This window comes from Psychrobacter sp. NG254, from assembly GCF_015277735.1.
GTDB lineage: Bacteria > Pseudomonadota > Gammaproteobacteria > Pseudomonadales > Moraxellaceae > Psychrobacter.
On record NZ_JADHDA010000001.1, the window covers coordinates 503,219 to 529,315 of the forward strand.

Genomic DNA, 26,097 nt, shown 5'->3' on the forward strand with positions numbered 1-26,097 from the left:
CAAAACATTAAAACATTAAAACGCTCAGTACTACCAAGCCATTGTGAGATCTACGAATGACCCTACATATCTATCAAGCTCGACTGCTACATTATTTGACCGAAAGCGATCGTACTGAGCGTACAACTTCTGATCATTCACAGACATTAATTGCTGAGCAAGACATTACGTTGCTTCCAGTAATTGCAGGCGTGCGTGTTTATCCTGAGTATATTGCCGACGGCGCACTTGTTATTGACGATGAGACGGGACTAATTATCAATTATGGCAGTCGAGAGGCTATGTTAGCGGAGTATGTGCTGACCACTATTGATGAGAGTCGAGAATCCGTACAGATTCATGACCATCGACACAAACTTATCATGCCAGGCTTTATCGATACTCATGTGCATTATCCGCAAATAGATATGATTGCTGCTTACGGTGAGCAATTGCTTGATTGGCTTAATAATTATACTTTCGTCACTGAGGCCAACTTCAGCGATCCAAAAGTAGCACATGACACTGCGCAGTTCTTCTTAAATCAGCTGCTGGCCAATGGTACGACGAGCGCCATGGTGTTCTCTACCAGCCATCCATTATCTGCAGAAGCATTCTTCACGGAAAGCCATCGGCTCAATACCCGTATGATCACAGGCAATGTGCTGATGGATCAAAATGCGCCTGCTACGTTATGTGTGCCTGCTGAGCAGGGCATTCGAGATACCCAAAACATCATCGATAATTGGCATGAGCGCGGCCGCCAACATGTGGCTATTACGCCAAGATTTGCCATTACCTCAACACCGAAACAGTTGCGCATGGCAGGCGAGTTATATGCCAGTTACGAGAGTGTTTATCTGCAAACGCATTTGGCAGAGAATCATGATGAGATTGCGTTTGTAAAACAACTGTATCCCAATCACAAAGGCTATCTCGATGTCTATGACGATATGGGATTACTGGGTCGACGCACCACCTTGGCACATGGTATTCATCTTGAAACATCGGAGTATGAGCGTCTGCGCGCGACTGGCACACAAATATCACACTGTCCGACGTCTAATCTGTTTTTGGGTAGTGGATTGTTCGATTTACCCAAGACGTTAAATTATACTGGCGTGAGTATCGCAACTGATGTGGGGGCAGGGACGAGTCTGTCGATGCTGACGACTCTGTCAGAAGCGTATAAGATCCAACAATTACAAAGCAATCAACTATCTGCTCATCAAGGGTTATATCAAATTACCTTGGGTAATGCACAGTCGCTAGTGTTGGACAATAAAATCGGTAACTTTATGCCCAATAAAGAAGCAGATTTTGTGGTCATTGATATGAATGCAACGGCATTGCTTGAGCGGCGTATGGCGCAGACTAAGACATTTGAAGAGCAGTTGTTTGTACTGATGATGCTGGGCGATGATAGAGTGATTGAGGAGACTGTAATCGCAGGCGTGAGTCGATATCGCAGCGATGTCTCATAGGATTGAGATACAAGCATATCAGTGCTGCACTTCAATCAATAACGTGTTAGAACGCTTTCATATATAAAAAATAACCCCTTGTTCCTACTATATAGGAACAAGGGGTTTTTACTGCCAATAGAGTTTCTATTGGATATTAAAAATGAAATTTTACCAATGCACTAGGGGCGCTTTGATTTACGCCATCAACACCGTATTTATTTTTCCAATAGCTATACTCCATACCGACCTCTAAGCGATTATCAATACCGAGTACGTCTTGAAGATTGTACTTAATTTGCGGATTGATATGAATATTGTCTTCAATATCATCGTTATTGAATGAATAATCGATAAAGCCATCCACGACAAAATTATTGCGCTCCCAACCATAGGTTAAGGTGATTTGTTGATCATCATCCGTATTGTCATTAAAGGCATGATATAGCGTCGCGGAAGCAAACGTCGTTCCTGGAATAGGGACATTTAAATCTGCACCAATACCAACCAGATAGTTATCTTGGTCAAAGCCAGTACTGTTTGAACCAAATTCATAGGTGGCGGCTAAATTAACCTGTTTGATAAAACTGTCATCGAAAGTGGCTATCTTGAATGTGGGAGACAGCTCGCCATAAGTTTCTCTAAATCTATTATTTTCAATATTGTCGGCACCTTGATTTCGATCGACAAAGAAAAACACGCCACCCCAGTCGTGTGCAGAGACATGTTCTAATGTAACAGTCGTCAGCTCTCCATCTTCTACGAGGTCATAATCACCGCCGTAAAGTACGGAGACACTGGTATCGGTAAAAAAGGTCTTCGCCTGAATGCTAGACATACTTCCTAAAGCCGCGATAGCAACGGCCGCCATAGACAGTGGTCTCATAAAAGACGGTTTTTGGTTGGATGGGTTAGTATGACTAGGGAGGCTTGTGAGTAAATTAGAATGCAAAATATGACTCCTTCATATAAAATTGATTGTTGGTTATCCTAAAACTGCATCATCGATCATTTATAACAATGGGATTTTATCTTTTACCAAAAATCATGATTGCTGGTTGGTAAACATACTCTTAATGCGTGTTTTTCTGAATAATGGTTGGTTAATAGTATTTGAGTGCCCACTACTAAAGAGTATTCAAGAACCATGCCACAAACCATTTATACTGCTATCAACGTCAAAGCTTATTGGGTTTTAGGGATGATTTCTTGGATTTTAGGGCAGTTATCTATTGATTTTGGTACAAAGTAAGCAAAATAGCCCTTGATACTTCTCAAATGCGAAAGCCAACTTTCGTATATGTAAATGCACATAGAAAACAACGCTTTTTCAAGCGTCAGAGGTGCTATAGAGGCACCAAAATAGGTATCTGTATGCCCCAAATTGGGTCGCCTGACTGGTTTTGATCAATTGATAGGCATATTATTTAAAAACCAAATGGATATAAAAAAGCCAGCTAATAGAGGTTAGCTGGCTTTAAGTTCGTACATATTTAATGTCACTATTTTCTAACTGGTTAGCTTTGTTCGCCTTCTAACTCGATACGCACATGCCAGTCAGTGATGTCGATCTCATGACAGTTGTTACCCTCGCCATTGATACGATCAATAACTAGGAAATCACTGTCACGCCCGAGAGCGAGTAGAGGGTGATGCCAGACATTGGCATCGTACTGCACGCCTTGGTGGGACTTGGCATAAAACACGGCCAAATCGTCAGCAGACTGTGGCGGCTGACCGGCTTTGGCAACGACGACGACATAGTCTTGACCCTCCATAGATACAAACGCCTGTGTTCCAAGCGGATGGTATTCCATGACCGAGAGCGCAATCAGATTCTCACGTTTCTTGGCCCGAAAGATACTCATGCCAACTGAGCCACCGTCTAGTTTACTTTCGGCAAGTGCATGATGGCGAACCGCATAGCCATTATTGATCTCATACGTATTGTCAGCGGTTTGCTGATCAATACTATAGCGCTCGATGACCGAGCCATAGGGGGCAAAGTTTGCCTTGGTCAAAGGCTTGGCTGTTAGAGCAACTCCCATTACTTTGCCTCTTTACTATCAATGTCAGTACCAGTGTCAACCTCAGCAATCCTGCCATACACGCGTACACGGCTGATGCCGCCATCTGGGAAGATATTGACCCGAATATGAGTAACGGGTTTATTAAGTTGAAGCTTGTCTTTACCAAAGTGATGAATGTCATCAGCATTGGTTTTTTGTGGCTCAAGCAAGGTCTCCCAAAACATACTCTGAGTCACTAAGGTTTGCTCTGGTGTATTTGGTGAGTATACGGCTTGAATTGAGACTTTATCAGGGTAGTTGCCTTTAAAGTGAGCAGTATCTATCTCGATGGAATCAACGATACCTGCTTGACCTAGGGCGATAATGCACCAGTCATTGCCTGGCTCACGGCGACGACGAGTCTCCCAACCATCGCCCATGTTAGGCGCTTTAGTCGGTAGCAATAAGTTACTAGCCGCACCAAAATGCGCATCGTTACTGGCAATTGCGCGACCACCATTTAATGCGCCCGCTAAGTCAAGTGTCTCATCTTGTGTATTTAGGCTCGCATCAAGTTGAATATCACCATAGACACGTAGTCGGGCAACGCCGCCATCTGGATAAATGTTTAAACGAATATGGGTTACCGTTTGCACATGATCAATCTCGACAAGCTCATGATTGTGCCCATTCAATGGGGTCATACCCACTAGCGCCTGCCAGTTTTTATTATCCCAGTCTTCTTTGCTTAGACTAGTAAGTTCAGCTTCATCTTGCTGCAGTAGCTCGGGCGCGTACAAGGCATCGACACTGGCTGAAGAGGGAAAGTTACCCGTAAAGTGACTGGTATCAATATCGAGACCAGCTATTTTGGTTGGGCGAGCAAGCTGGATAACTAAATAATCGTAACCCAAGTGGCGCTTGCGACGAGTTTCCCAGCCGTCCATCCACTTACCGTTGTCATCGAACTTACCAACCACAAAGATAGGCGCATCAGGATTTAAGATACGGCTTTTATCCGCAAAAAAGTCATCGGTGGCGAACAGGGATTTTGCGCCCAAACGACTGTCGGCGACGTTTGATTTTTTGGTAAATGCTGGCAGGGTATCAGGTAGATTGTTTGCGGAGATAATTTGTCCAGCTTCTGAAGTGTTTTGACTCACAATGATTCCTTTTTAATAACGGTGTGTGTTGATAGTGTGGGTGCTATCTTATTTATTAATCTATGCCAATTCGTACGCGCTTAGCTAAGTAGAACGAGTGCTATGACGATAGCCTAAGCTTACATCCAGTTAGCAGTGTTGTCTGACGTAGCAGGATGGTTTTCGTACCAGTGTTTAGCGATATCATCACGGCGGCATATCCATACGTCGGGCTTATTCGTGATATATTGCAAAAACTGCTTTAGCGCTTTGATACGTCCTGCACGCCCAATAATGCGGCAATGCAAGCCAATGGTCAGCATTTTAGGGGTATGTGCGCCTTCTTCGTATAAGGTGTCAAAGCTGTCTTTGAGATACTGATAAAATGGTTCAGCGTGGGTGAATCCTGGGCTAGAAGAAAAACGCATGTCATTGGTCTCGAGGCTATAAGGTATGACCAAATGCGGCTTGCGCGTGATGACTTTGCTCTCTTGAACATTGCCCTCTTGAACCTTTACATTGAGCCAGTAGGGCAGCTCATCCCCGTATGAGTCAGAGTCATAGGTGTAGCCGCCTTGCTCGACGACCAGCTCGCGAGTATTTGGACTATCACGTCCTGTATACCAGCCGAGAGGCTGTCCGCCGAGCATGCGCTCAAATATCTGGGTGGCACAGCGAATGTGCTCACGTTCCGTCTCACGGTACATGTCCTGATAGGTAATCCAGCGAAGACCATGACTGGCAATCTCGTGACCATTTTCTAGCACACGCTCGATAATATGTGGTGTTTTTTCGGCGGCGGCAGCACAGGTAAACGTGGTGATTGGCACGCCATACTCTTTAAAGACATCCAGCACACGCCACACGCCGACACGGCTCCCGTATTCAAATGCAGACTCGATCGACTGATGCCGGTTGTTAAATGAGGGGGTGCCTAAGATATCTGATAAAAAGCGCTCTGATTGTCCATCGCCATGCATGACGCTGTTTTCTGCCCCTTCTTCGATATTTAGCACAAACTGTACTGCGATTTTTGCGCCACCTGGCCAGTTTGCTTTTGGTGGATTATCACCGTAGCCTTTTAGGTCACGAGGATAGGTGCTCATATCAAAGTCGCTGGTAATTTTTCGAGTCATCATTCATGTTCCTATAAAGTAGTGCTGTCGGCTGATCAGTTAAAGCGACGATGCGTATGCCACGAGCTGCTGACGCTCTGCATCCGTCAATTGAGTAATATTACCAAGCGGCATATAGCCAGTTTGTACCGCAGTGACGATTTTCGCTTTATGTATTTTTAGGTCTTCTGGTGTCTGCAAAATGATACCAGCTGGCGGTGCGACAAAGCCTTGTTGCGTTGGCTGCACCGCATGACAGGTGCTACAGCGCGTATGTACGACATCCATCATCGTGTCATCTGCTGACGCGCTCACTGGTACGGCTTCAGCAGTGGCAGTATCATTACTCACACTGTTATTAGAATTGGTATTAGCATTAGTCACGGTATCAGAGGTGCTTGTATCAGTAGTCGCATTTGTAGTTGGCGGCGTGCTATCAGTCGTTGTAGGCACTACTGCGGCAGTAGCAGGCATTGCAGTTGCTGGCTCAATCGGCTCAGGTCGCATCCAGATAATCAACAATACGGTTAATATGGCTGGGATGACCAAGTAGCGTGGTTTTTTATGACCCAAATGCTTTTGGTTAAAGTAATGACGGGCAGTTGCGGTGATGATACCGACGAAGACCAATACCAACCAGCCTTGCTCATGAGCATACATCATTGGGTAGTGGTTGCTGATCATGGTAAAGATGAGTGGTAGGGTAAAATAGTTATTCATCAGTGAGCGGTTCTTAGCTTGTAATGCCAATTCAGCCACTTCTTTACCGGGCTTTTCGCCGCGCCGCACACAGTCAACGAGTGCGCGCTGAGCAGGCATAATACCGAAGAATACGTTACCTACCATCACCGTGCCCAAGATAGCACCGATATGAATAAACGAGGCGCGATCACTAAACAGCTGATAAGAACCCCAGCTCGCGATGACCAGTAAGATAAAGATCAGCGTACTAAAGATAAACGCGTTTTTACCCAAATGACTGCGCACGATAACTTCATAAATGAAGTAACTACCAAACAAGAAAAGCAAGCTGGTGGCGATGGCACCGATACTAGTAAAAGGTACTTTGCTTGGGTCGATCAGGTAGGCAGTTGCATTGGCATAATAGACGATAGACATCATCGCCGCACCCGTCAGCCAAGTAGTATAAGCTTCCCACTTAAACCAATGTAGCGTCTTTGGCATTTCTTCTGGTTCGAGTTTGTATTTGGCAATCTCATAAAACCCGCCGCCATGGACGGCCCAAAGATCACCTGAGATACCTTTGTCTGTTTTCCACTGGGGCGGTTTGCGTAGGCTCAGATCTAGCCACACAAAATAAAACGATGCACCAATCCATGCGACTCCAGCGATAACATGGAACCAGCGGAAAAACAAACTTAACCATTCAAGAAGATAGGCGCCCATGCGGTAAATGTCCTTTAATATACGATGTCTTAATAGAATCTCTTGGTAATGTCTTTTAATGAGGTGTACTGATAAGCTGTGCTGATAACGGGCAACGATTTTTGCTGAGTGTCATTCAAGTACTCGATATGCTCATGACGTCAGCACACTTATATTTGTATTTTCATGATAAAAATGCGCACCAAAAATACAGCCTGTTACGAGCCTATGAGCCGCGATAAGTACTATAACCATGCGCACTAAGCAGGAGTGGTACGTGATAATGACTGGCATCGTTTACCACAAAGTCGATGACCACTTGCGGATAAAACGCTGTCAGCTGCTGAGCATCAAAATAAGACTGAGTATCAAAGGTCACGGTATAGCGCCCGATATCTAGCTGACGTTCAATGCTATCGATGGCTATATCAAATTGCCAAGCATCTGGTGTGACACGGCCATCACCATTGGTTGTACCGCGCGCCAATAGTATGGTGACACCATTGTCTTGTACACGGTGCAAGGTAACGGCGATATCTGAGGCAGGCTTACCAAGATGAGTGTCTAAGATATGTGACGATAAGGTGGCAGACATGAGGCTTCCTTTGTATTCGTGAAAAATATAAATAGGGTGAAAATGTTAGTCTAACTCTGCGACTACTATTTGGTTGTCGAAGCATTACCTAGCAATTTATTTAAACGTAAACGCGTAATTTTATTCTGTTCGGCCGCTGCATTGGCAAGCTCTGTAGCACGATCATCAGGCAGGCGTGCTAGCAGTAGATCAAGCATTTGCTGCGCGCTTTTGCCTGTCGCAAAGACAATAAAAATAAAACCAAATTTATCAAGATAGTCTTGATTGCCTTTGGCAAGTGCTTCGAGTACATCGTCTGCTGCATTGTTAGCGCCAGATTGCTCATGTGCGGCGCTACTTTGCGTATTGCGATACTTCTCTTTTAAAGACGCCACATTACCGATTTGTGGATGCCCATCAAATGCTTCTAGTAAATTGGCGTCATCAGTTTGCACTTCCTGCCAGATAGCATCGCTACTTGCTAGGAGTGCATCAACGTCTATAAAGGGGCGAGCGTCTGACAACTTATTCGCCCAAGCGCTACTGGTACAACAGCCTAAGAGTTGTGTGACAGCGACTTCTTGAGATAAATCGTTAAATTGCGCTAAGGTTAAGCTCACGATGACCTCCTTTTTTAATATGACAACCCATTATGTGTATTGGGAAATAAATCGTTAGTAGTGGTTTATACCTTGCGGTTATTCGCATAAACTTGACAGTATCCATCACAGGTTTTAATAGCTGCATAGGGTTTCCGTCTTTTGTCTTGTATTTTTTAGTCAACATAAAAATGTCAGTGGTACTCGACGTCGACTGGTAAGCTTTCTGCTGATAATGACCTGACAATACAAAACAGACTGGCTGAGGAAACACTGATATTTTAGCGACAAAACTGACAGACCAATCTCGTTTGAATGGTAATGTGATTGCTTTATAGCTACCATTCTGCTAAAACCTGACTAATTGGTCAACTGTTTTATCAGAAATATTTTTATTGGGTACAGTATGTTGCGAAAATCTGTTTACTTAACCATGAATAGACCAAGGAATATAGCGACTATGTTGTCGACCCTGACACTCGGAGTGAAATACCACTGCTATGACACAAAATAATGAGAAAGAAGACATGCTTACTGCTGAGACGCCCTTGCATCGTAGTCAACAAGACACGCGTGCATATAATCAAGCGTTGATACTGGCCGCGGCCGAAGAGGAGTTTGTGCTCCAAAGCTATCGTGGCGCGACGATGCAGGGCATTGCCGATAGAGCAGGGTTGCCCAAAGCCAATGTTCACTATTATTTTAAAAACAAAAAGAATCTCTATATGGCGGTGCTGCGCTCGATCATTCAAGAATGGAATGAAGGCTTGGTGACCATGACAGTGGATAGTGATCCAAAAACAGTCATTGAAAAATTTGTCCGTACCAAGCTCCATCAAGCCTTTGTCAATCCGAGTCGTCATAAGCTGTTTGCCATTGAAGTGATTGGCGGTGCGCCGCACTTGCATGAATTTATGTCAACGACAATGAAAGATTGGGTCAACGATAAAGCGCAAGTAATGAAAGAGTGGCATAAACAAGGCAAGATTGGGATTACTGATCCCCTGCAACTATTGATTTTGATATGGGCGACGACCCAGCGTTATGCGGAGTTTGAGATCGAAATTGTTGGCTTGATGGATAAAACGGCTTATGATGCAGAGGATGAAGCGCGCGCTGCAGATTTTTTAGTGCCCTTTATTTTACGAGGCTGCGGACTTGAGTGATGACAGAATCTCTATGATATAGTTGATTCAGTCTAAAAGAGAGTCAAGGCAACCGAGCGCAGATGTAACTGTGATACCTCAGATGAGGTTAACGCTGTCACTCTTTTATAGAGGAGTGACTATAATAAGCGAGGTGCATAGATTGACTCTATTGAACCTCGCTTGCTTTTAAATACTGATAACTGCTGCTAGATATTCAGTGTTAAGCAACTTCACGGGCGGGCGTTAAATCATCTTCAGCCTGCTGTTCTGCAGTATCAAATTCAGCACCGTAGTTTTTGGGTAAAACCATATCAAGCGTGATCGCTACAATCCCTGACATCGTTACTGCTGAACCAAAGATGTTTTGGAAAAACTGCGGCGTTTGTGAGAGTACATCAGGAACGAAAGCAATACCCGTCGCCAGACCCAATGAGGTGGCAATGATCAAGACATTACGATGGGTAAAATCGACGGTAGATAGGATACGAATACCGGCAGTTGCTACAGTCGCAAACATCAATAGCGTGACGCCACCAACGACAGGCTTGGGCAATTGCGTGAAAATAGCACCAAGGACAGGAAACAGCCCCATCAGGCACAGGATGCCACCAACATAAAAACCCACATAGCGACTGGCAATTCCCGTCATTTGAATCACGCCATTATTTTGGCTAAAGGTCGTCACAGGAAAAGTATTGAATACGGCTGCAATCAGAGAATTGACACCATCGCCCAACACGCCGCCTTTGATGCGTTTTTCATAGAGAGGGCCTTTGATAGGTTCACCCGAAATCATGGAAGTAGCCGTCAAGTCACCTGAGGTCTCAATACTGGTAATGATGTACATAAAAGCAATCGGAATAAAAGCCTGCCAATCAAAACCAAAACCATATTTAAACGGGATTGGAATCGTAAAAAAAGCCGCTTCAGAAACCAGTGAAAAATCAATACGACCCATAAATACCGCAGCGATAAGCCCGAGCATCAAACCGATAAAGATGGCGCTTGAGCGAATGACTTTATTATTAATAATACTGATAAGCACCACGCTCACTAGTACGCCGCCGCCTAACAGTAAGTTTGGAATACTACCAAAATCTTCCGCACCAAACCCGCCTGCCAAGTCAGTGAGACCGACCTTTGTTAAGGACAAACCAATCGTGACAATTACGCAGCCTGTCACAATAGGGCTCATAAAGGATTTGAGTTTGGTGATAAATTGACTCAAAAATATCTCAACAAATGCGCCGAGAAATGAGACCCCAAAGATAACCGATAAAATCTCTTCAGGACCACCGCCACGGTTTTTTACCACAAACCCTGCCGCCAGTACGGCCGCCAAAAACCCGAAACTGGTACCTTGTAGTGCCATAAGGCCAGAGCCGACAGGCCCTATTTTGCGAGTTTGGATAAAGGTCGCAACACCAGATACAATCAATGACATGCTAAGAAGGTAAGGGATATGCTCTCCCAGACCTAAGGTGCCGCCTATGATTAATGAAGGGGTAATAATGCCAACGAAAGCTGCCAGAACGTGCTGTATGGCACCTAAAAATGCTTTGATAGGGGTGGGGCGGTCATGCAGTCTATACAATAAATCGGTATTTGCTGGAACGTTTTCACTCATGGTGGTCTCCTCCTAAGCTAACTGCTTAGCACCCGCTCAACTGTCACGATCAGACAACGTCGTAAATCACGCGATAGTGGGTAAAACCCAATCCTTGATTTGTTTTTTATCGATGTAAACAATAGGGGGTGCGCATCTGACTGGATACTGGCCAATAAAAATAATCTATCTTTGTTGGTTAACATCTAAACAACCTGACCAATTAGTCAGCTCTATTTAGGGTATAGGTAAAATGCAAGTCATTGCAATGTTTTTTTTGGTACTACTAAGTTTACGGGTTTGTTGCGCAATAAAAAGAATGAAGGAACACAAGTAAACCACGTTTAAGAGGGTAGATATCGTTTGTCAAAAGCAGGTGTTATTGCTTTTACTGTGACGATCGACCAACACAAAAAAGCCCCAACCATAGTGAGTATGGTTGGGGCTTTTTGATGTGCTAATTATTTAGGTTATCAAAAATAAATTGGCCAGTTTATCCAAAGACAGACAAAGTGCTTTGGATAAACTTAAAGCGTTATTTTGGGCTTGACGACCAGACAGGTGAGCGAATGATACCTTGTCCTGATTTACCGAATGCCTCGCCACCATTGAGCGATTTGATGGTCAGTATGCCTTTACCGCCTTGGGTTGACGCATAGACCACACGCTTACCATTAGGTGAAAAGCTTGGTGCTTCATCGATACCAGTATTGCCAAGGTTGGTCGTCACAGCGCCGTTACTGTTCATAATGGCGGCTGAGCGTCCACTCAAAAAGGCGATTTGTGTGCCGTCACTACTGAACTGCGGACTGGTCGCATAGCCACCGTTTGATACTTTAGTGGTGCGTCCTGAGCCGAACTCATAGCGATAGACTTGTGGTTTGTTAAATCCCGTTCTATCACTGACATACACAAACGACTTGCCATCTGGTGCATAGCTTGGCTGCACTTCACTGCTTGGTAAATTGGTGAGTCTTCTAGGTGCACCGCCGCTGGCACTCATCTCATAGATATCGGCACTGCCCTCATAGCTACTGGAGAACAGTATTTTGCTACCATCAGGGGAAAATGAGGGACTTAAGTTACTGCCCGCAAAAGGGGTCAATACCGTTGCACCGCCACCACTGACGTTTTGAACATAGATGATAGGATAAGACTGTTCACGTTGCACCGAATAGGCGATACGGTTGCCGTCTGGTGACCATGCTGGTGAGAAAATAGAGCCTGCCACTTCAGTGATGGTTTTTGCGTTTTCGCCATCAGCATCCATCACTTTTAGACGAGAGGTTTTTTGCTTGCCTGTGCCCGTTTCCTCGATATAAGCAATACGCCCTGAGAAATCACCTGGAATCCCAGTAATCAGCTCGTAGACTTTGTCAGCGATGACGTGACCGGCATAACGCATGCTTTCGCGGTTGTTATCAGCAGTTAGGCTTTGTTTGCCTTGTATCACGCGACCAGATTTTACGTCGATGACTTCATAATCGGTGACTATTTTACCACGGTTGGTACGCGTACTACCGACAACCAAATAAGGGATACCCATGCTTTGCCACACTGGTAATGTGCCTGCCAGCTCACTACTACTGTGCGGCTGCTGCGGCAAGTCTGTATTGGTTACTGTTAACTCTGTTTTGCTCAAATCATTTAATATGACAGGCGATAACACCGTGTCACCAGCAAACGCGACAAACGCGACTTGGTTTTTTTGGACTGGAATATCGTAGTCCAGCTCTAAAACGACAGGGGCCGCGAGTAAATTTGGAGATACGAGTAATGCGGCGGTGCTAGCAAGTAGAGAGACCAGGAGTTTCTTATGAGTGCGCATGAGTAAATGGAGCTCCTAAAATTAGTATGTATGCATGTGAGTATTTGATCGTTTTTATAGTCGATGAGGCTAGCATGTAAAGGAAAAAACCGATGCGATACAAGCCGCTTAACGTCACGTTATCAATAATACAAGGCGCTAGCAACTGATTAATTGCTGCCCTTAAACTGTATAGTAAAAGTAGGGTATTTAGGGTCATCAGCATCAATGGGCAGGCTGCCTGTGTTCAATACCGCTTGTCTCGCCGCTTCATTGACGGCGCTGTCAGACCCAGAGGCCGTCACATTCACCACATCACCATTGGCATTGACAGTGATCGTCAATGTCGTGCGCTGGGTCGAGCCTTTCGCTGCAGTCGGCGGCGTATAGTTACGTTTGACCAAGCTGATGATTTCATTGTTGCTGGCACCGCGGCTACCACTTGATGCCGAACGGCTACTGCCCTTGGACGTACTAGAGGTTGACGTATCACCAGAGATAGTTGACTGTCCATCTGATAGGCTAAAGGTTTTGCCTGCATTGCCCGCGCCACTGGTATCAATTTCTATATTGCGATCGTTGGCTGTGGGGCGCTTTATTTTAGGTGGGTTGTTTTGTTTTTGGCGAAAGTCACCGAGCCTTTTTTGTTCTTCTATGAGTTGCTCTCTTTTACTTTGATCGACTTGATCAAGCTCATCCATGGCAGACTCATCTAACTGTGCTGCCCATTCGGCCATTTTATTCTCATATTCTTGGTTTTGCTCTTGAAGCCGCTGATGATGATCTTTGCTCATGAGCACAGGCTCACTGGCTGCATCATCAGATCGCGTAAACACAGGGACACGCTGAGAGTTGGGCTGAGTTGAGCTTTCGCCGCTGCTACTGCCAGAGGTTTCTGATGGCATGGTACTAAATGATTCACTGCTGCTGTCTGCTTGCATGGCACTAGCGGCTGCCTGATTCGCCAGTATCTGCCCTTGCATGTCAGCGAGCTGTTCGGGGGATACCATGACCGTCTCGATGTTACCAGTCATCTCGGTGTCTGTAGTTTGGTAGTTATAAACCAGTAGCCCAATTATGAGACCGTGTGCCAGTAGACTGAGTAGCGTAGGCCATGTCAGCCCGTTGCTCTCAGGTTCAGTGGGTATATAGACGGCAGGCGCATTATGCATGGTATGGACACTCATGAACGTAATTTATCGAACTGACTGGTTCGTTGGTTTGGCTGATTTGTCGTATTGAACAATAGGGTATGACCTGCTTGCTAAGCGTATGACTATGGACGTGATGGCGTAGGCAGCGGCGCACCCGTCAACAACCCTACTTTTTCAATACCTGCTTGCTGCAAAGTTGCCATCAGGGTCATGATGGCACCATATTGATTGTTTTGATCTGCATTGATCATCACTTGTACAGGTTCTGAGCCTGTATTACTGCTTTGAGACTGTAGATTAGATAACGTGTTAATCAGTTCAGGCTCAGTAACAGGCACATCGACATTGTCTTCATAACTGATAAAAGTCTCCCCTTTGTCTGTCAAAGAGACAATAACCGGCAGCTGATTTTGATTCATGGTGTTGGTTTGCTCTTTTGGTAAGTCCACATCGACGCCTGTAATCAGCATCGGTGCGGTTACCATAAATATCACCAATAGCACCAGCATCACGTCAATGTAAGGCACAACGTTCATCTCTGCATTCAGTGCTTTTTTCTCACGGCGATAGGGGTTTGGTTTCATAGCCCATTCACCTGATTGATATTAGGTTGAGGGCTAACTGGTGCTTGCACACTGGTTTCACGCTGTAGCATGCCTGTCATCTCATCACAAAACAGGGCACGTGAATCATAGAGGCGACTTGATTTTGCGGTGAAATGGTTATACGCCAATACAGCAGGAATGGCGGCAAACAGACCCATGGCAGTGGCAATCAGCGCCTCAGCAATACCAGGTGCGACCGAGGCGAGGGTGGCTTGCTCAGTTTGTGACAGTCCCAAAAACGCATTCATAATGCCCCAGACCGTACCAAACAATCCGACATAAGGCGCGACCGAACCGATACTCGCCAGCGTCGTCAGTCCTGACTCTAATAACTGCTGCTGGCGCCCAAGCCCAACACGCAGCTTACGCTCGACACCATCGATGATGTCATCTTTTGGTTGACGTTTCTTATGCATTCTTAGGTATTCTGAAAAACCCACATAAAATATCTGCTCCAGCCCCTGACGATCAGGTGAGCCTTGAATGCCTTGGTAGAGTTTGGCCAAATCTTCACCTGACCAAAACCACGTCTCAAACTGTTGATCAAAGTTTTTGGCCGTACCGAGACGCGCACTCATACGGAAGATAATCACCCAACTGAGTAAGGAGGCCAGTAGCAATAGTGCCATGACGATTTGTACCAATAGACTGGCTTGGGTAATAAGATCGACAATATTTAATGATTCAGGCATGTAATAGACTCACGGATAATTGACAACAGCTGGATGACACCATGACATCCAAATCAGACAAATCTCAAAAAAACTCACTCGCTACCAGTATCAATGCACACTAGAGGCGCTTTATCAAAAACTAAAAGCATTGTTTTATAATCAAAGCCTTGTTTTATAAAAGGCCATTTAATAACAAAGACAATTAGTGAATCATCGACATAATAACCCCCTAGTTTACTTCTAAATGAAGCAAAGGTCATTATTAATGTGACAAACCAATAGAAAGTATGACCACCTAAATATTAACGGCCTAATGTAATGACAGCAAGCATGCGTTACATCAGTGCTGCCCATGGGTGCATTTATACAGAATAAGGCGAGTAAAGGTGGATTTGTATAGACCTTTACTGGTCGTGCCAGTGTCATCTCGAATTGTAATTTTGTATGAATGAGGCATTATCAGCGATTGAGTTTGTAAGATAACTGGTCTAATATGTTACGCTTTGTTACTACATTATTCTTGTTTTAACAGGTCTTTTTTCTTGTTGAAATGATAGTTAATTTTAAGTAGTGGCGACTTTTTATTAGCCGTCGGGGGCGACACTTATGAATGCAATTGAACGCTATTTTGGGATTAATGGTGAAAACACCACGATCAAAACAGAAATAATCGCTGGTATAACCACGTTCTTGACGATGGCTTATATTATCTTTGTTAACCCTAACGTCTTAGCAGACGCAGGTATGGACAAAGGTGCTGTGTTTGTTGCAACTTGTCTTGCGGCCGCGGTAGGGTGTTTTATTATGGGTATTTATGCCCGATTACCAGTGGCGTTAGCACCAGGAATGGGGCTTAACGCCTTTTTTACCTATGGCGTCGTTTTAGGTATGGGCTATGCTTGGCAGACCGCGCTCGGTGCGGTGTTTTTGTCTGGTTGTATCTTTGTATTATTGAGCCTGTTCAAGATTCGTGAAGCCATCATCAATGCCATTCCAACCTCTCTCAAACATGGCGTGGTCGCTGGTATTGGTGCATTTTTGGCGTTTATCGCGCTACAAAGCGCCGGTATTATCGTCAATCATGATGCAACCTTAGTTGGTCTGGGTGACATGACCTCATTTGGTCCTGCCATGGCTTCATTGGGGTTTGTGGTCATTATCGGTTTGTCTTACAAAAGAGTCCCAGGTGCCGTCACCATTGGTATTCTGCTTGTCGCTTTGATTAGCTTGCTCATGGGTTATACACAGTTTACGGGTATCGTATCGGCACCGCCTTCTATTGCACCGACGCTGATGCAGCTTGATATCGCGGGCGCATTCGATGTGGGTATGATCAGTGTGATCTTTGCGTTCTTGTTTGTGGATTTATTCGATACTGCGGGTACATTGATTGCCACTACTAGCCAAGCCAAATTGATCGACAAAGATGGCAACATTCCTAACATGGGTAAGGCACTATTGGCAGATTCTACTGCGACGGTCGCAGGTTCATTGCTCGGTACGTCATCGACAACCAGTTATATCGAAAGTATCTCTGGAATCGCCTCAGGCGGCCGTACAGGCCTCATGGCAGTGACGGTTGGGGTGTTATTCTTACTCAGTATTTTCTTCTCTCCATTGGCAGGTATGATTCCAGCTTATGCGACAGCAGGCGCGATTTTTTATGTGGCTGTACTGATGATGGGCACGCTAAAAGACATCGAATGGAGCGATCTAACAGAAGCGGCACCCGTAGTCGTCGTATTATTATTCACACCGCTCACATATTCTATCGCTGATGGCATTGCATTGGGTTTTATCACCTTCACGGCCGTAAAAGTCGTTGCGGGTAAGTTTGCTGATATCAGTATTGCTGTGTGGCTTTTGACGATTATCCTATTAGTTAAGATTGTCTTCTTATAGAATACTGACAACGGTCTCGATTTACTCAGCAGTACCTGAACACTGATGTATCAAAGAAAAACCCCCTTTATCATTGATTGATAAAGGGGGTTTTTCTTTGATAGTGCATCGTTTGTTAAAAATGATGCATTATAGATAAAGCACTTGTCAGACAGCAGGACGCTAACCCTATCTACAAAGTGACAGGGTACCAGCCCTACGTAATGTTCTTAGACCCATGTCAATCAGCCTTGTGCCCCCTCACACTGACATCAATTGCAGGTGTTTAACATCAGTTATGTAGACTAATATTTTGGCATTAGAGCTGCGTAGTGGCATTACAATCAATCGGCAATAGTAAACAAAAAAACGTAACCAAAGCGTCATGCTCATTAATTACGGCATAAGTTATTGTTATTTAAAGAGTTATTTATTGATAAAAATGAGAAAAATCGTTAGTTTGAAATTTTTTTTCATGATATTATAGCCACGTTAAGCGCATCACCTCAATCAACGCCGTAGAGGTTTTTCTTACAGTGAATTAGCGTCACCTAAGATGATAGATTTGTGCTTATTAAAGCGACCGTATGTCGTTTCGATAAACTGGTATCTGACCATCAAACTCCTTTCACTACTGACAAGAAGAAGGCACTAATGCCGCTTAGCTTTACGTTGTTGCCTTTGTATTGTTAACGTAGCCCGTTTAACAGTCGAACGACCTACTTAACCGTCTCCAGCCTCTGCTGGATTTTTAGTTTTGTGATGGCGCCGTTTGGTCTTTTGATTATTGCTGTGAATATCCGTTAATAACCCCTATTATCGAATAGCGGTTGTGAGCAGTTATACAGGACGATCAAACTTCCTAAAGCACCATTTATTATGGTTTTTAAACGATAGTTATGGAGTTATTATGAACCCAGTAGATCAGTTTACCCCGCAAGAGCCTATCTTGTTTTCCGCTGTTGATTTGCTGAAGCCGGCATATCTTACTCAGTCATTAGAAGCGTTACATACCCGTATTTCACCGCTATATAGTGTGGATGAAGTGCGTTGGTTGTCTGAGCTGTTACCCCTTGCCAAACCTAGCGATGAAGAGCGCGATGCTGCTGCTGAGCAAACGCGTAAGTTGGTCGAGCATGTGCGTAATGATGGCAAAGCCGTCAAAATGGTCGATTCATTGTTGCTTGAGTATAGCCTTGATACCCAAGAAGGTATCTTGCTGATGAGCTTGGCAGAAGCCTTGATTCGTGTGCCAGACAACTATACGGCTGATGCCTTGATTCACGACAAAATGAGTGTGGCTGATTGGAAAAAGCACATCAAAAATGACAATGGCTTTATGGTCAATGCTTCTACTTGGGGCATGATGATGACGGGCCGCGTCGTGAGCATCGATAGCAGCACGACAGCGTCAGGCTTCTTAGACCGTATGACTAAAAAGATGGGCGAGCCTGTCATTCGTAGTGCGATGCAAAAAGCCATGCGTATCATGGGTCATCAGTTCGTATTGGGCGAAACCATTGAAGATGCTAATAAGAACAGCCAGCCGTATCGCAATAGAGGTTACACCTACTCATTTGATATGCTAGGTGAAGCGGCCATCACGCACAGAGATGCTGAAAAATACTTCAACGACTATCTGCATGCCATCAAAGCCACTGCGAGCATTAAAGTCAAAGACGGCATGCCAAAGCCATCAGTATCTATCAAGCTATCAGCACTGCATCCTCGCTATGAAGCCACGCAAGAAACGCAAGTCATGGGACTGCTGCGTCAACGCTGCATGTTGCTTATTGAAGCGGCACGTGAGGTCAATGTTGATCTAAGCATCGATGCTGAAGAAGCAGATCGTCTTGAGATTTCTCTAAAACTGTTTGAGTCTCTATACCGTGATAACTTGACGGCTGGCTGGGATGGTTTGGGTATCGTTGTACAGGGTTATTCTAAGCGCGCTATCGCAGTGCTTGCTTGGCTGGCTCGTCTCTCAACTGAAGTGGGTGATCGCATCCCAGTACGCTTGGTAAAAGGCGCTTATTGGGATACAGAGATCAAACTGGCGCAGCAAAAAGGTCTATCAGGTTATCCTGTATGGACTCGTAAAGAAGGTACGGATACCGCTTATCTTGCTTGCGCGCGTTTCTTATTATCGGATCATTTGTGCGGGCTAATCTGGCCACAGTTTGCGACGCATAACGCTCACACACTTGCCTCAATCATTACGATGAGCGCGCACAGGGACTTTGAGTTCCAGCGTTTGCATGGTATGGGTGATGCACTTTACGACCATATTTTAGATGCTTATCAGATTCCAGTACGTATCTATGCACCAGTAGGCGCGCATAAAGACTTGCTACCGTACTTGGTACGTCGTTTGCTTGAGAACGGCGCAAACAGCTCGTTTGTCCATCAGTTATTAGACAAGTCTTATCCAATCGATAAGCTGACTGTGCATCCATATGACAAGCTACTAGCCAATGCCACGTTGAACAACCCAGATATCCCATTACCCTCAGGAATCTATGGCGAACGTCGTGCCAGCTTTGGTCCTAATATCTTTATTGACTCGCAGTGGGCTCCGTTTACAGCAGCTATCGATAGCTACTTAGACAAGTCTTGGTCAGCGACACCTATCATCAATGGCAAAGCTGTTAATGATTACGAAGTAGATGGCACAACGCATCAGCTGGATGCTCAGACAGTACGTGCACCTTGGAACCATGAAGTCAGCGCTGGTGAAGTCAAATACGCCAACGCTCAATTGGCTCGCCAAGCTATCGATGCTGCTGTTGCCGGTCAAAATGAGTGGCAAAATGTATCAGCTGCGAAGCGTGCTGAGATATTGCGCAAGATTGCAGATTTATACGAAGAGAACTATGCTGAATTGATGGCATTGTGCCAAGTCGAAGCGGGTAAGACTCTGCAAGATGGTATTGATGAGATCAAAGAAGCGGTTGATTTCTGTCGTTTTTATGCAGACGAAGCTGAGCGTTTAGAGGCGACTGCTTATGAGTTTACTGATTTATCTGGTAAACAAGCCCGTCAAGTCTATAAAGCACGTGGTACTTTTGTCTGTATCAGTCCATGGAACTTCCCATTGGCAATCTACACTGGTCAAATCGTGGCGGCACTGGCTGCAGGTAATACGGTAGTGGCCAAACCTGCTGAACAAACCAGTTTGATCGCTCATTTTGGTGCACAATTAATGTATCAAGCGGGTATTCCAGCAGCGGCCCTGCAATTAGTCACTGGTGCAGGTGACGTAGGCGGCGCATTGACGGCAGCTGACAACATCGCAGGTGTGATCTTTACAGGTTCTACTCAAACCGCGCAGCGTATCAATCAAAGCCTAAACGACCATGCCCAAACCAGTGGTGAGCTGCCAGTATTTATCGCAGAAACGGGTGGTCAGAACGCGATGATCGTTGATTCAACGGCATTGCCAGAGCAGGTTGTTAGAGACGCCGTATTATCAGCGTTTGGGTCAGCAGGTCAACGTTGTTCAGCTTGCCGTATCTTGTGTGTGCAGGAAGAGATGGCAGATGATTTGATCGAGCTACTACAAGGTAACATGGCAGAATTGTCTGTTGGTAATCCTCTTTATGCTGCCACCGATGTGGGCCCAGTGATTGATGCGGATGCCAAGCAAGGTCTAGAGGCACATATCGCGCGTATGGAAGCCGAGCCAACCGCGACGATTCTGGCACAAACGCCAATGAGCTCAACCTCGGTCGTGAGCCAAGATCAGTCTACGTTTGTATTGCCAACGGCGATCGAAGTCAAAAGCATCGATGTCATCGGTGGTGAGCACTTTGGCCCGATTTTGCATGTACTGCGTTACCAAGCTCGTGATTTGAACAAGCTAATTGATGCGATTAATGCGACAGGTTTTGGTTTGACTTTGGGTATCCACAGTCGTATCGAAACCACCACTGAAAACATCGAGCGCCGCGCATTTGTCGGTAATACCTATATTAACCGTAACCAGATTGGTGCTGTGGTCAACGTCCAGCCATTTGGTGGCTGTGGTCTGTCTGGTACTGGTCCTAAAGCGGGTGGCCCGCACTATGTATCGCGCCTCATGCAGCTAGTCTCAGAACCAGCGACTGATATCGAGGCTAGCAATAGCCAAGCCCAAACCACCATTCAAACAGAACTTGCATAAGGAGTAGCATCATGGCGACTGAATTCAAAAAAAATCATGCACAGGTCTGTGAGTCTTGGAGATTACTGGGCGCGGTAAACCGTGCCACCTATCTACAAGCAGCCATTCCAAAGCTGGCGCTGCTAACGGGTGATGCCAACAAGGCCAAGCGCTTATTCAATCATCTATTGAGTGCAGCACCTAGCTTGGATGAGATGCATCGTATGGTTGGTGCAACTGGCGAGTCAAACGACTTGTATGTCACTGGCCGCGGTAAGACGATGGTGGTGGGCGGTGAGTCTGCCCGTGCAATGGCCGTACTAGGCCAGCTGGTTGCAGCACTATTGACAGGCAATGAAGTCATATTACATTGCCCAAGCCAAGATGAGATGTGTGTTGAAGCAGCAAAAGTGCTTTATGACACTGGCATCAGCGAAGATGTATTGAGCGTTGCTAATGACTCACAGACTATTACTCTATTGCATATCGATCGTCTTGCACAAGTGGCTGTGTCTGGTAGCCGAGCTGATGCACAGACAATCAGCCAAGAACTGGCTAAGACTGATGGTATTTTGACGCAGGTTATTAGCGTGACGGATATGGAAGGCTTGTCAGAGATGCTAACGCCTGACTATCTGCATCGTTTTGTCACCGAGCGTGTTAAAACCATCAATACCACCGCTATTGGTGGTAATGCTAGCTTGCTTGAGCTTGGTACCTAGTATCGTCAATCCTAGATAAATTGGATACGGTGTCAGACTTACTCAGTCTACTACTTGTATCCAAGTTATCTTGAATTGACTGTCGTTTGGTACTACTATAAGTGCCAAACGAGATATTTTATAAGATACTTAAGAAAAACCGCTATTTGATGATAAATCAGATAGCGGTTTTTTTATGTTTTTCAATTGAAATTTGAGGTCAGGGGTTACTCAGCAATATCAACCCATATCCAGCCATTCTCTAACCATTCGCTTAGATCATCTGCATCGATATCCGTGACATCATGATGTTGTAATAGCTCTCCATTGGCCAAGCGTACCAATACCGCTATCGACGCATCATCTAGCCCATCGATACGTTGGCCATTGGCATATAGCATGATGCCATCACTGGTCTGGCTATAGAGTAAGCGATTGCTATAATCGGCTTGCAATGTTGCGCCTTCTGACAAGGCTTGCATTAGCTCATTTGTATCTAAAGTCTCTTCTGGCATTAGCGCGTCATATTGGCGTTTGCTCACGACTTCTGATACTGCTTGGCGAATCATGTCATCACCGCGATCAGATTGTAGCATTTGTAGTAGCTGCGCTTTGATCGCTTGGATACTGTCAGTTTCTAACTCACCCGAGTTCTGTAACGCTTGTGGTAGTAGCATCGGGATAAACAAACGGCTGTCATTGGTTGCGATATCAGCCACACTATCAATGATTTGCATCAAGTTTGGACGACGACAGCCAAATGAGAACGTCAGACAATCATCCTGTGCGACGCCGAAATGCGATAATTTTGGTGGTACATACAGCACATCGCCCGCTTCCAATATCTCATCGAATATAATCTCACCCATATCATCAAATAAGCGCAGAGGCTCATCAGCGACGAATTCCGTCTGGTCATCACAAATCTTGCCTAACTGCCAGCGTCTAGCGCCATAGCCTTGTGCCAAAAACACATCATAATCGTCATAATGCTTGCCGACTGAGCCGCCTTTTGGCGCATAAGAGACCATGATATCATCGCGCTGCCACTGAGGAATAAAGTCAAACGATTGCCACAGTTGACCAAGCTCAGGTGACCATTGTTCCAAATTCTGTACCAGTACCGTCCATTGTTCAGGCACACTATCAAAATCAGCTTCAGTCAACGGGCTTTTTTTGAGCTGCCACTGTGCGTGGCCTTCTGTCTTGGTTGCTGCTTGAGTCAGCAGACGCGCGCTAGCATCTTCTTCAAGCGCAAGACCAATCATGTCATCGGGTTCAAACATGCCGATGAGTTGAGGCAAACCTTGTTTGATAAGGAGTGGTTTTTTTTGCCAGTACTCAGTCAAGAACTGCTCAGGCGTGATAGAGTCGGGCAAACAAAGAGGGATAGAAGTCATTGATAAATCCATGTTTTAAATAGGTATGAGATTAATAAAAGGGATGCTTTAAAGGAAGGGTCTAATAGTTTATGATAATCACCTATCTTATGACTACCATTTGTGCGATGACGTTTATACAATCATGGCTATCAAAATAATAGTGGTTATCAGAGCATTCACCCAATCGTAGGAACGTTATGAAAAAGCTGCATTTTATTGTCATCATTGCTAGCGTGTTTTTGCTACAAGCCTGTGTTCATAAACTCGTCACAGTACCCGCCAAAATCGCTTATAAAACCACTAAAGGCGTGGTTAAAGGCACGGTTGCTGTGGGTAAAGCCATCATACCGGGCGACAGTGATGATGATAAAGACGATAAAAAATAAAACCTTACTTCTCGACTATGGATTTTGAATTAAAATCAATCATAGTGCTCAAAGTAAGGTTGTTTATTTAGCAAGACAACAATTTTATAAGATAAAACACTAGTAAGGTAGGAGCGCGTAAGTAATTTTATGCGCTCCTACCTTTTTAATTTGACCTTATCAGCGATTAAAGCTTGGCAATCCAATCTTTAATGGTAAGGGCTTGCTCAGTGGCATTACCAATATAAGTCGCTGGTGTCATGTCACGTAGGCGCGCTTTATCAGCGTCGCTCACGGCAGATAGCTCATCACTTTCAACAAACGTTAGCATGGCTTCGCGAGTCATGGCGTTACCACGGGTCAAGGCTTTAAGCTTCTCATATGGGTTTTCCACGCGGTAGCGACGCATGACGGTTTGAATTGGCTCAGCCAATACTTCTTGTGCATTGTTTAAGTCGTCATTCAAACGCTGCGCATTCAATTCAAGCTTACCAACGCCTTTTAAGCAAGCGTCAAAAGCGATCATGCTTTGTGCCAGACCAACACCGATATTACGCAATACGGTTGAATCTGACAAATCACGCTGCATACGTGAAATTGGTAGCTTCTCACCCAAATGTGCCAACATAGCATTCGCAACGCCCAAGTTGCCTTCTGAGTTTTCAAAGTCAATCGGGTTGACTTTATGCGGCATGGTAGAAGAACCCACTTCGCCGTCTTTTAGACGCTGTTTAAAATAGCCTAAGCTAATATATTGCCAAATATCACGGTTAAAATCGATCAAGATAGTATTGAAGCGTTTGACGGCATCAAATAGCTCAGCGATATAATCATGTGGCTCAATCTGAGTCGTATAAGGGTTAAATGTTAGCTCAAGACGCTCACCGATGAAGGTTTCGGCGTGTGTCTGCCAGTCTACATCAGGATAGGCTGAAAAATGAGCGTTATAGTTACCAACCGCACCATTGATTTTACCCAATAGCTCAACCTGACCAATTTGTTTGATTTGGCGGGCTAGGCGATAGGCCACGTTTGCCATTTCTTTACCAAGGGTCGTTGGGCTAGCGGTCTGGCCATGTGTGCGCGACAACATAGGCTGCTCGGCGTGAGTAATGGCCAAATCAACGATGCTATCGGTCACTTGTTGCATTTTGGCAACCACAATCTCACGGCTGTCTTTGAGCATCAAGGCATATGACAAGTTATTGATATCTTCACTGGTACAAGCAAAGTGAATGAACTCAAGAGAATCAATGAGTGCGTCCTGACCACGGAATTTGTCTTTGATAAAGTATTCAACCGCTTTTACATCGTGATTGGTCGTGGCTTCGATGTCTTTGATGGCTTGCGCATCTGCTTCACTAAAGTCATCAACAATTGCATTCAAGAAAGCATTGGTCTGGTCATCAAATGCTGCTAATTCACCAATTGCGCTGTTGTCAGCTAGAGATTGTAACCAGCGGATTTCGACTGTCACGCGGGCTTTAATCAAGCCAAATTCAGACAAATAAGGACGTAAACTGTCAGCCTTTGATGCGTAACGACCATCAATTGGAGAGAGAGCGGTAAGTGGGGTCATGGTATCGCCTTTGAATTAACAGGAAGTGAATGAATACTACAGCAGGAAAATTTTGGTCGCGTAATTATAGCAAAAGTTGACATAAAAAAGGGCGTATTAGCATACTGTAGACGGATTATTAGTGATTTAAAAAGCCGTTATAGGAAAAAAATGAGTCATTTGTTAGCTGGTTGAACGGGCAAAAATAGAATGATAAATGATTGAGTATTATTGATAACTATTAAGTAGTTCTGTGACTATTAAACCTATAACTAAAAAAGCAAACTAAAGTTTGAATTATATTGTTTTTTAGATATAGAAATGATTTAATAGCTTTTTTTGGCAATCAATAGTTTACTAAATGAGAATCAGGGTATGAATAAATTTCTTAGCGTTTTAGTATTAGGCTCAGCATTGGCGCTTAGCGCTTGCGGTGGTGACAGTGATAGCAGTGGTAGTGATAACAATACGCCAGCCAAGCCAACCACCCCAACCAGCCCTACAGCTCCAGCTACTCCTACAAAGCCAACATCAGCTACCTGTATTTCTACAGGTACAAGCCCAGCGACTGTTAATGTGACTGTTCCTAATAATGGAAGCTGTACTTATTCAGCATCAGTCGTTAATAGTGGTGCTAAAGTGACGTACAGTTGTAGTAATGGCACCCTTAATTCAGGTGGTGTAACCTCTGGAGGCGGTATCAATATAAATAACTATCAATTCCGTTGTGCTAAATAAGATTAATCATTTAAAGTCGAAAAGGTATCTACTTGAATAGTGGATACCTTTTTTGTATTAAAGTAATAAG

At 44.7% G+C, this 26,097-nt stretch carries 21 protein-coding genes; 7 read left to right on the forward strand and 14 right to left on the reverse strand.

Annotated elements, in window-relative coordinates:
• Nucleotides 1-56: 56 nt before the first annotated feature.
• Nucleotides 57-1,463 (forward strand): guanine deaminase, encoded by a 1,407-nt coding sequence (guaD, locus tag IP510_RS02020; protein ID WP_194363118.1) that lies wholly within the window; start codon nucleotides 57-59, stop codon nucleotides 1,461-1,463.
• Nucleotides 1,464-1,599: 136 nt separating this feature from the next.
• Here guaD and IP510_RS02025 read toward each other — a convergent pair whose 3' ends face one another.
• From IP510_RS02025 to uraD, 7 genes are all read right to left on the reverse strand, one after another.
• On the reverse strand, nucleotides 1,600-2,394 hold the full coding sequence (locus IP510_RS02025; RefSeq protein ID WP_227669418.1) for a DUF5020 family protein: 795 nt from the start codon (nucleotides 2,392-2,394) through the stop codon (nucleotides 1,600-1,602).
• Between the two features lie 565 nt (nucleotides 2,395-2,959).
• Nucleotides 2,960-3,490, reverse strand: a complete 531-nt coding sequence (locus tag IP510_RS02030) for an ureidoglycolate lyase (protein WP_194363119.1) — start codon at nucleotides 3,488-3,490, stop codon at nucleotides 2,960-2,962.
• On the reverse strand, nucleotides 3,490-4,614 hold the full coding sequence (gene alc / locus IP510_RS02035; protein ID WP_194363120.1) for an allantoicase: 1,125 nt from the start codon (nucleotides 4,612-4,614) through the stop codon (nucleotides 3,490-3,492). Before alc ends, IP510_RS02030 begins: the two co-directional genes overlap by 1 nt.
• A gap of 119 nt (nucleotides 4,615-4,733) precedes the next feature.
• Nucleotides 4,734-5,729, reverse strand: a complete 996-nt coding sequence (gene puuE / locus IP510_RS02040) for an allantoinase PuuE (protein ID WP_194363260.1) — start codon at nucleotides 5,727-5,729, stop codon at nucleotides 4,734-4,736.
• A gap of 39 nt (nucleotides 5,730-5,768) precedes the next feature.
• Complete coding sequence (locus tag IP510_RS02045; RefSeq protein ID WP_194363121.1) at nucleotides 5,769-7,115, reverse strand: urate hydroxylase PuuD; 1,347 nt, start codon at nucleotides 7,113-7,115, stop codon at nucleotides 5,769-5,771.
• 205 nt (nucleotides 7,116-7,320) lie between these two features.
• On the reverse strand, nucleotides 7,321-7,689 hold the full coding sequence (gene uraH, locus IP510_RS02050) for a hydroxyisourate hydrolase (protein WP_194363122.1): 369 nt from the start codon (nucleotides 7,687-7,689) through the stop codon (nucleotides 7,321-7,323).
• 65 nt (nucleotides 7,690-7,754) lie between these two features.
• Nucleotides 7,755-8,288 carry a 2-oxo-4-hydroxy-4-carboxy-5-ureidoimidazoline decarboxylase gene (gene uraD, locus IP510_RS02055; RefSeq protein WP_194363123.1) on the reverse strand — a complete coding sequence of 178 codons (534 nt, stop codon included), beginning with the start codon at nucleotides 8,286-8,288 and terminating at the stop codon, nucleotides 7,755-7,757.
• A gap of 479 nt (nucleotides 8,289-8,767) precedes the next feature.
• Here uraD and IP510_RS02060 point away from each other — a divergent pair, with 479 nt between their 5' ends.
• Nucleotides 8,768-9,433: a TetR/AcrR family transcriptional regulator gene (locus IP510_RS02060; RefSeq protein ID WP_194363124.1), complete on the forward strand. Its 666-nt coding sequence runs from the start codon at nucleotides 8,768-8,770 to the stop codon at nucleotides 9,431-9,433.
• A gap of 202 nt (nucleotides 9,434-9,635) precedes the next feature.
• Here the strand turns inward: IP510_RS02060 and IP510_RS02065 are convergent, their stop codons facing one another.
• From IP510_RS02065 to tolQ, 5 genes are all read right to left on the reverse strand, one after another.
• Nucleotides 9,636-11,042, reverse strand: coding sequence for a nucleobase:cation symporter-2 family protein (locus tag IP510_RS02065; RefSeq protein ID WP_194363125.1), 1,407 nt, complete (start codon nucleotides 11,040-11,042; stop codon nucleotides 9,636-9,638).
• A gap of 514 nt (nucleotides 11,043-11,556) precedes the next feature.
• Complete coding sequence (locus tag IP510_RS02070; protein ID WP_194363126.1) at nucleotides 11,557-12,849, reverse strand: PD40 domain-containing protein; 1,293 nt, start codon at nucleotides 12,847-12,849, stop codon at nucleotides 11,557-11,559.
• Nucleotides 12,850-12,998: 149 nt separating this feature from the next.
• Nucleotides 12,999-14,015, reverse strand: a complete 1,017-nt coding sequence (locus IP510_RS02075) for a cell envelope integrity protein TolA (RefSeq protein WP_227669419.1) — start codon at nucleotides 14,013-14,015, stop codon at nucleotides 12,999-13,001.
• Between the two features lie 89 nt (nucleotides 14,016-14,104).
• Nucleotides 14,105-14,566: a protein TolR gene (gene tolR, locus IP510_RS02080; RefSeq protein WP_194363127.1), complete on the reverse strand. Its 462-nt coding sequence runs from the start codon at nucleotides 14,564-14,566 to the stop codon at nucleotides 14,105-14,107.
• The gene (gene tolQ, locus IP510_RS02085; RefSeq protein WP_194363128.1) at nucleotides 14,563-15,279 is read right to left on the reverse strand and encodes a protein TolQ; all 717 of its coding nucleotides are present in this window, start codon (nucleotides 15,277-15,279) and stop codon (nucleotides 14,563-14,565) included. The genes tolR and tolQ overlap by 4 nt, the downstream gene beginning before the upstream one ends.
• Nucleotides 15,280-15,867: 588 nt before the next feature.
• On the opposite strand from tolQ, the gene IP510_RS02090 reads away from it, so the two are divergent.
• The 3 genes from IP510_RS02090 to IP510_RS02100 all read left to right on the forward strand — a co-directional run bounded on the left by IP510_RS02090 (nucleotide 15,868) and on the right by IP510_RS02100 (nucleotide 22,005).
• Nucleotides 15,868-17,163, forward strand: a complete 1,296-nt coding sequence (locus IP510_RS02090; protein WP_194363129.1) for an NCS2 family permease — start codon at nucleotides 15,868-15,870, stop codon at nucleotides 17,161-17,163.
• 889 nt (nucleotides 17,164-18,052) lie between these two features.
• Complete coding sequence (gene putA / locus IP510_RS02095; RefSeq protein WP_194363130.1) at nucleotides 18,053-21,304, forward strand: bifunctional proline dehydrogenase/L-glutamate gamma-semialdehyde dehydrogenase PutA; 3,252 nt, start codon at nucleotides 18,053-18,055, stop codon at nucleotides 21,302-21,304.
• An 11-nt stretch (nucleotides 21,305-21,315) separates the two neighbouring features.
• A complete protein-coding gene (locus tag IP510_RS02100; RefSeq protein ID WP_194363131.1) occupies nucleotides 21,316-22,005 on the forward strand; it encodes a 1-pyrroline-5-carboxylate dehydrogenase in 690 nt (229 codons plus the stop codon).
• A gap of 206 nt (nucleotides 22,006-22,211) precedes the next feature.
• Here IP510_RS02100 and IP510_RS02105 read toward each other — a convergent pair whose 3' ends face one another.
• On the reverse strand, nucleotides 22,212-23,384 hold the full coding sequence (locus tag IP510_RS02105) for a cupin domain-containing protein (RefSeq protein ID WP_194363132.1): 1,173 nt from the start codon (nucleotides 23,382-23,384) through the stop codon (nucleotides 22,212-22,214).
• Between the two features lie 179 nt (nucleotides 23,385-23,563).
• Between IP510_RS02105 and IP510_RS02110 the strand changes: the two genes are divergently transcribed.
• The gene (locus tag IP510_RS02110; protein ID WP_194363133.1) at nucleotides 23,564-23,752 is read left to right on the forward strand and encodes an NF038104 family lipoprotein; all 189 of its coding nucleotides are present in this window, start codon (nucleotides 23,564-23,566) and stop codon (nucleotides 23,750-23,752) included.
• A gap of 166 nt (nucleotides 23,753-23,918) precedes the next feature.
• Here IP510_RS02110 and purB read toward each other — a convergent pair whose 3' ends face one another.
• Nucleotides 23,919-25,310, reverse strand: coding sequence for an adenylosuccinate lyase (gene purB / locus IP510_RS02115; protein ID WP_194363134.1), 1,392 nt, complete (start codon nucleotides 25,308-25,310; stop codon nucleotides 23,919-23,921).
• Between the two features lie 354 nt (nucleotides 25,311-25,664).
• Here purB and IP510_RS02120 point away from each other — a divergent pair, with 354 nt between their 5' ends.
• On the forward strand, nucleotides 25,665-26,027 hold the full coding sequence (locus IP510_RS02120; RefSeq protein ID WP_194363135.1) for a hypothetical protein: 363 nt from the start codon (nucleotides 25,665-25,667) through the stop codon (nucleotides 26,025-26,027).
• The last annotated feature ends 70 nt before the right edge of the window (nucleotides 26,028-26,097 follow it).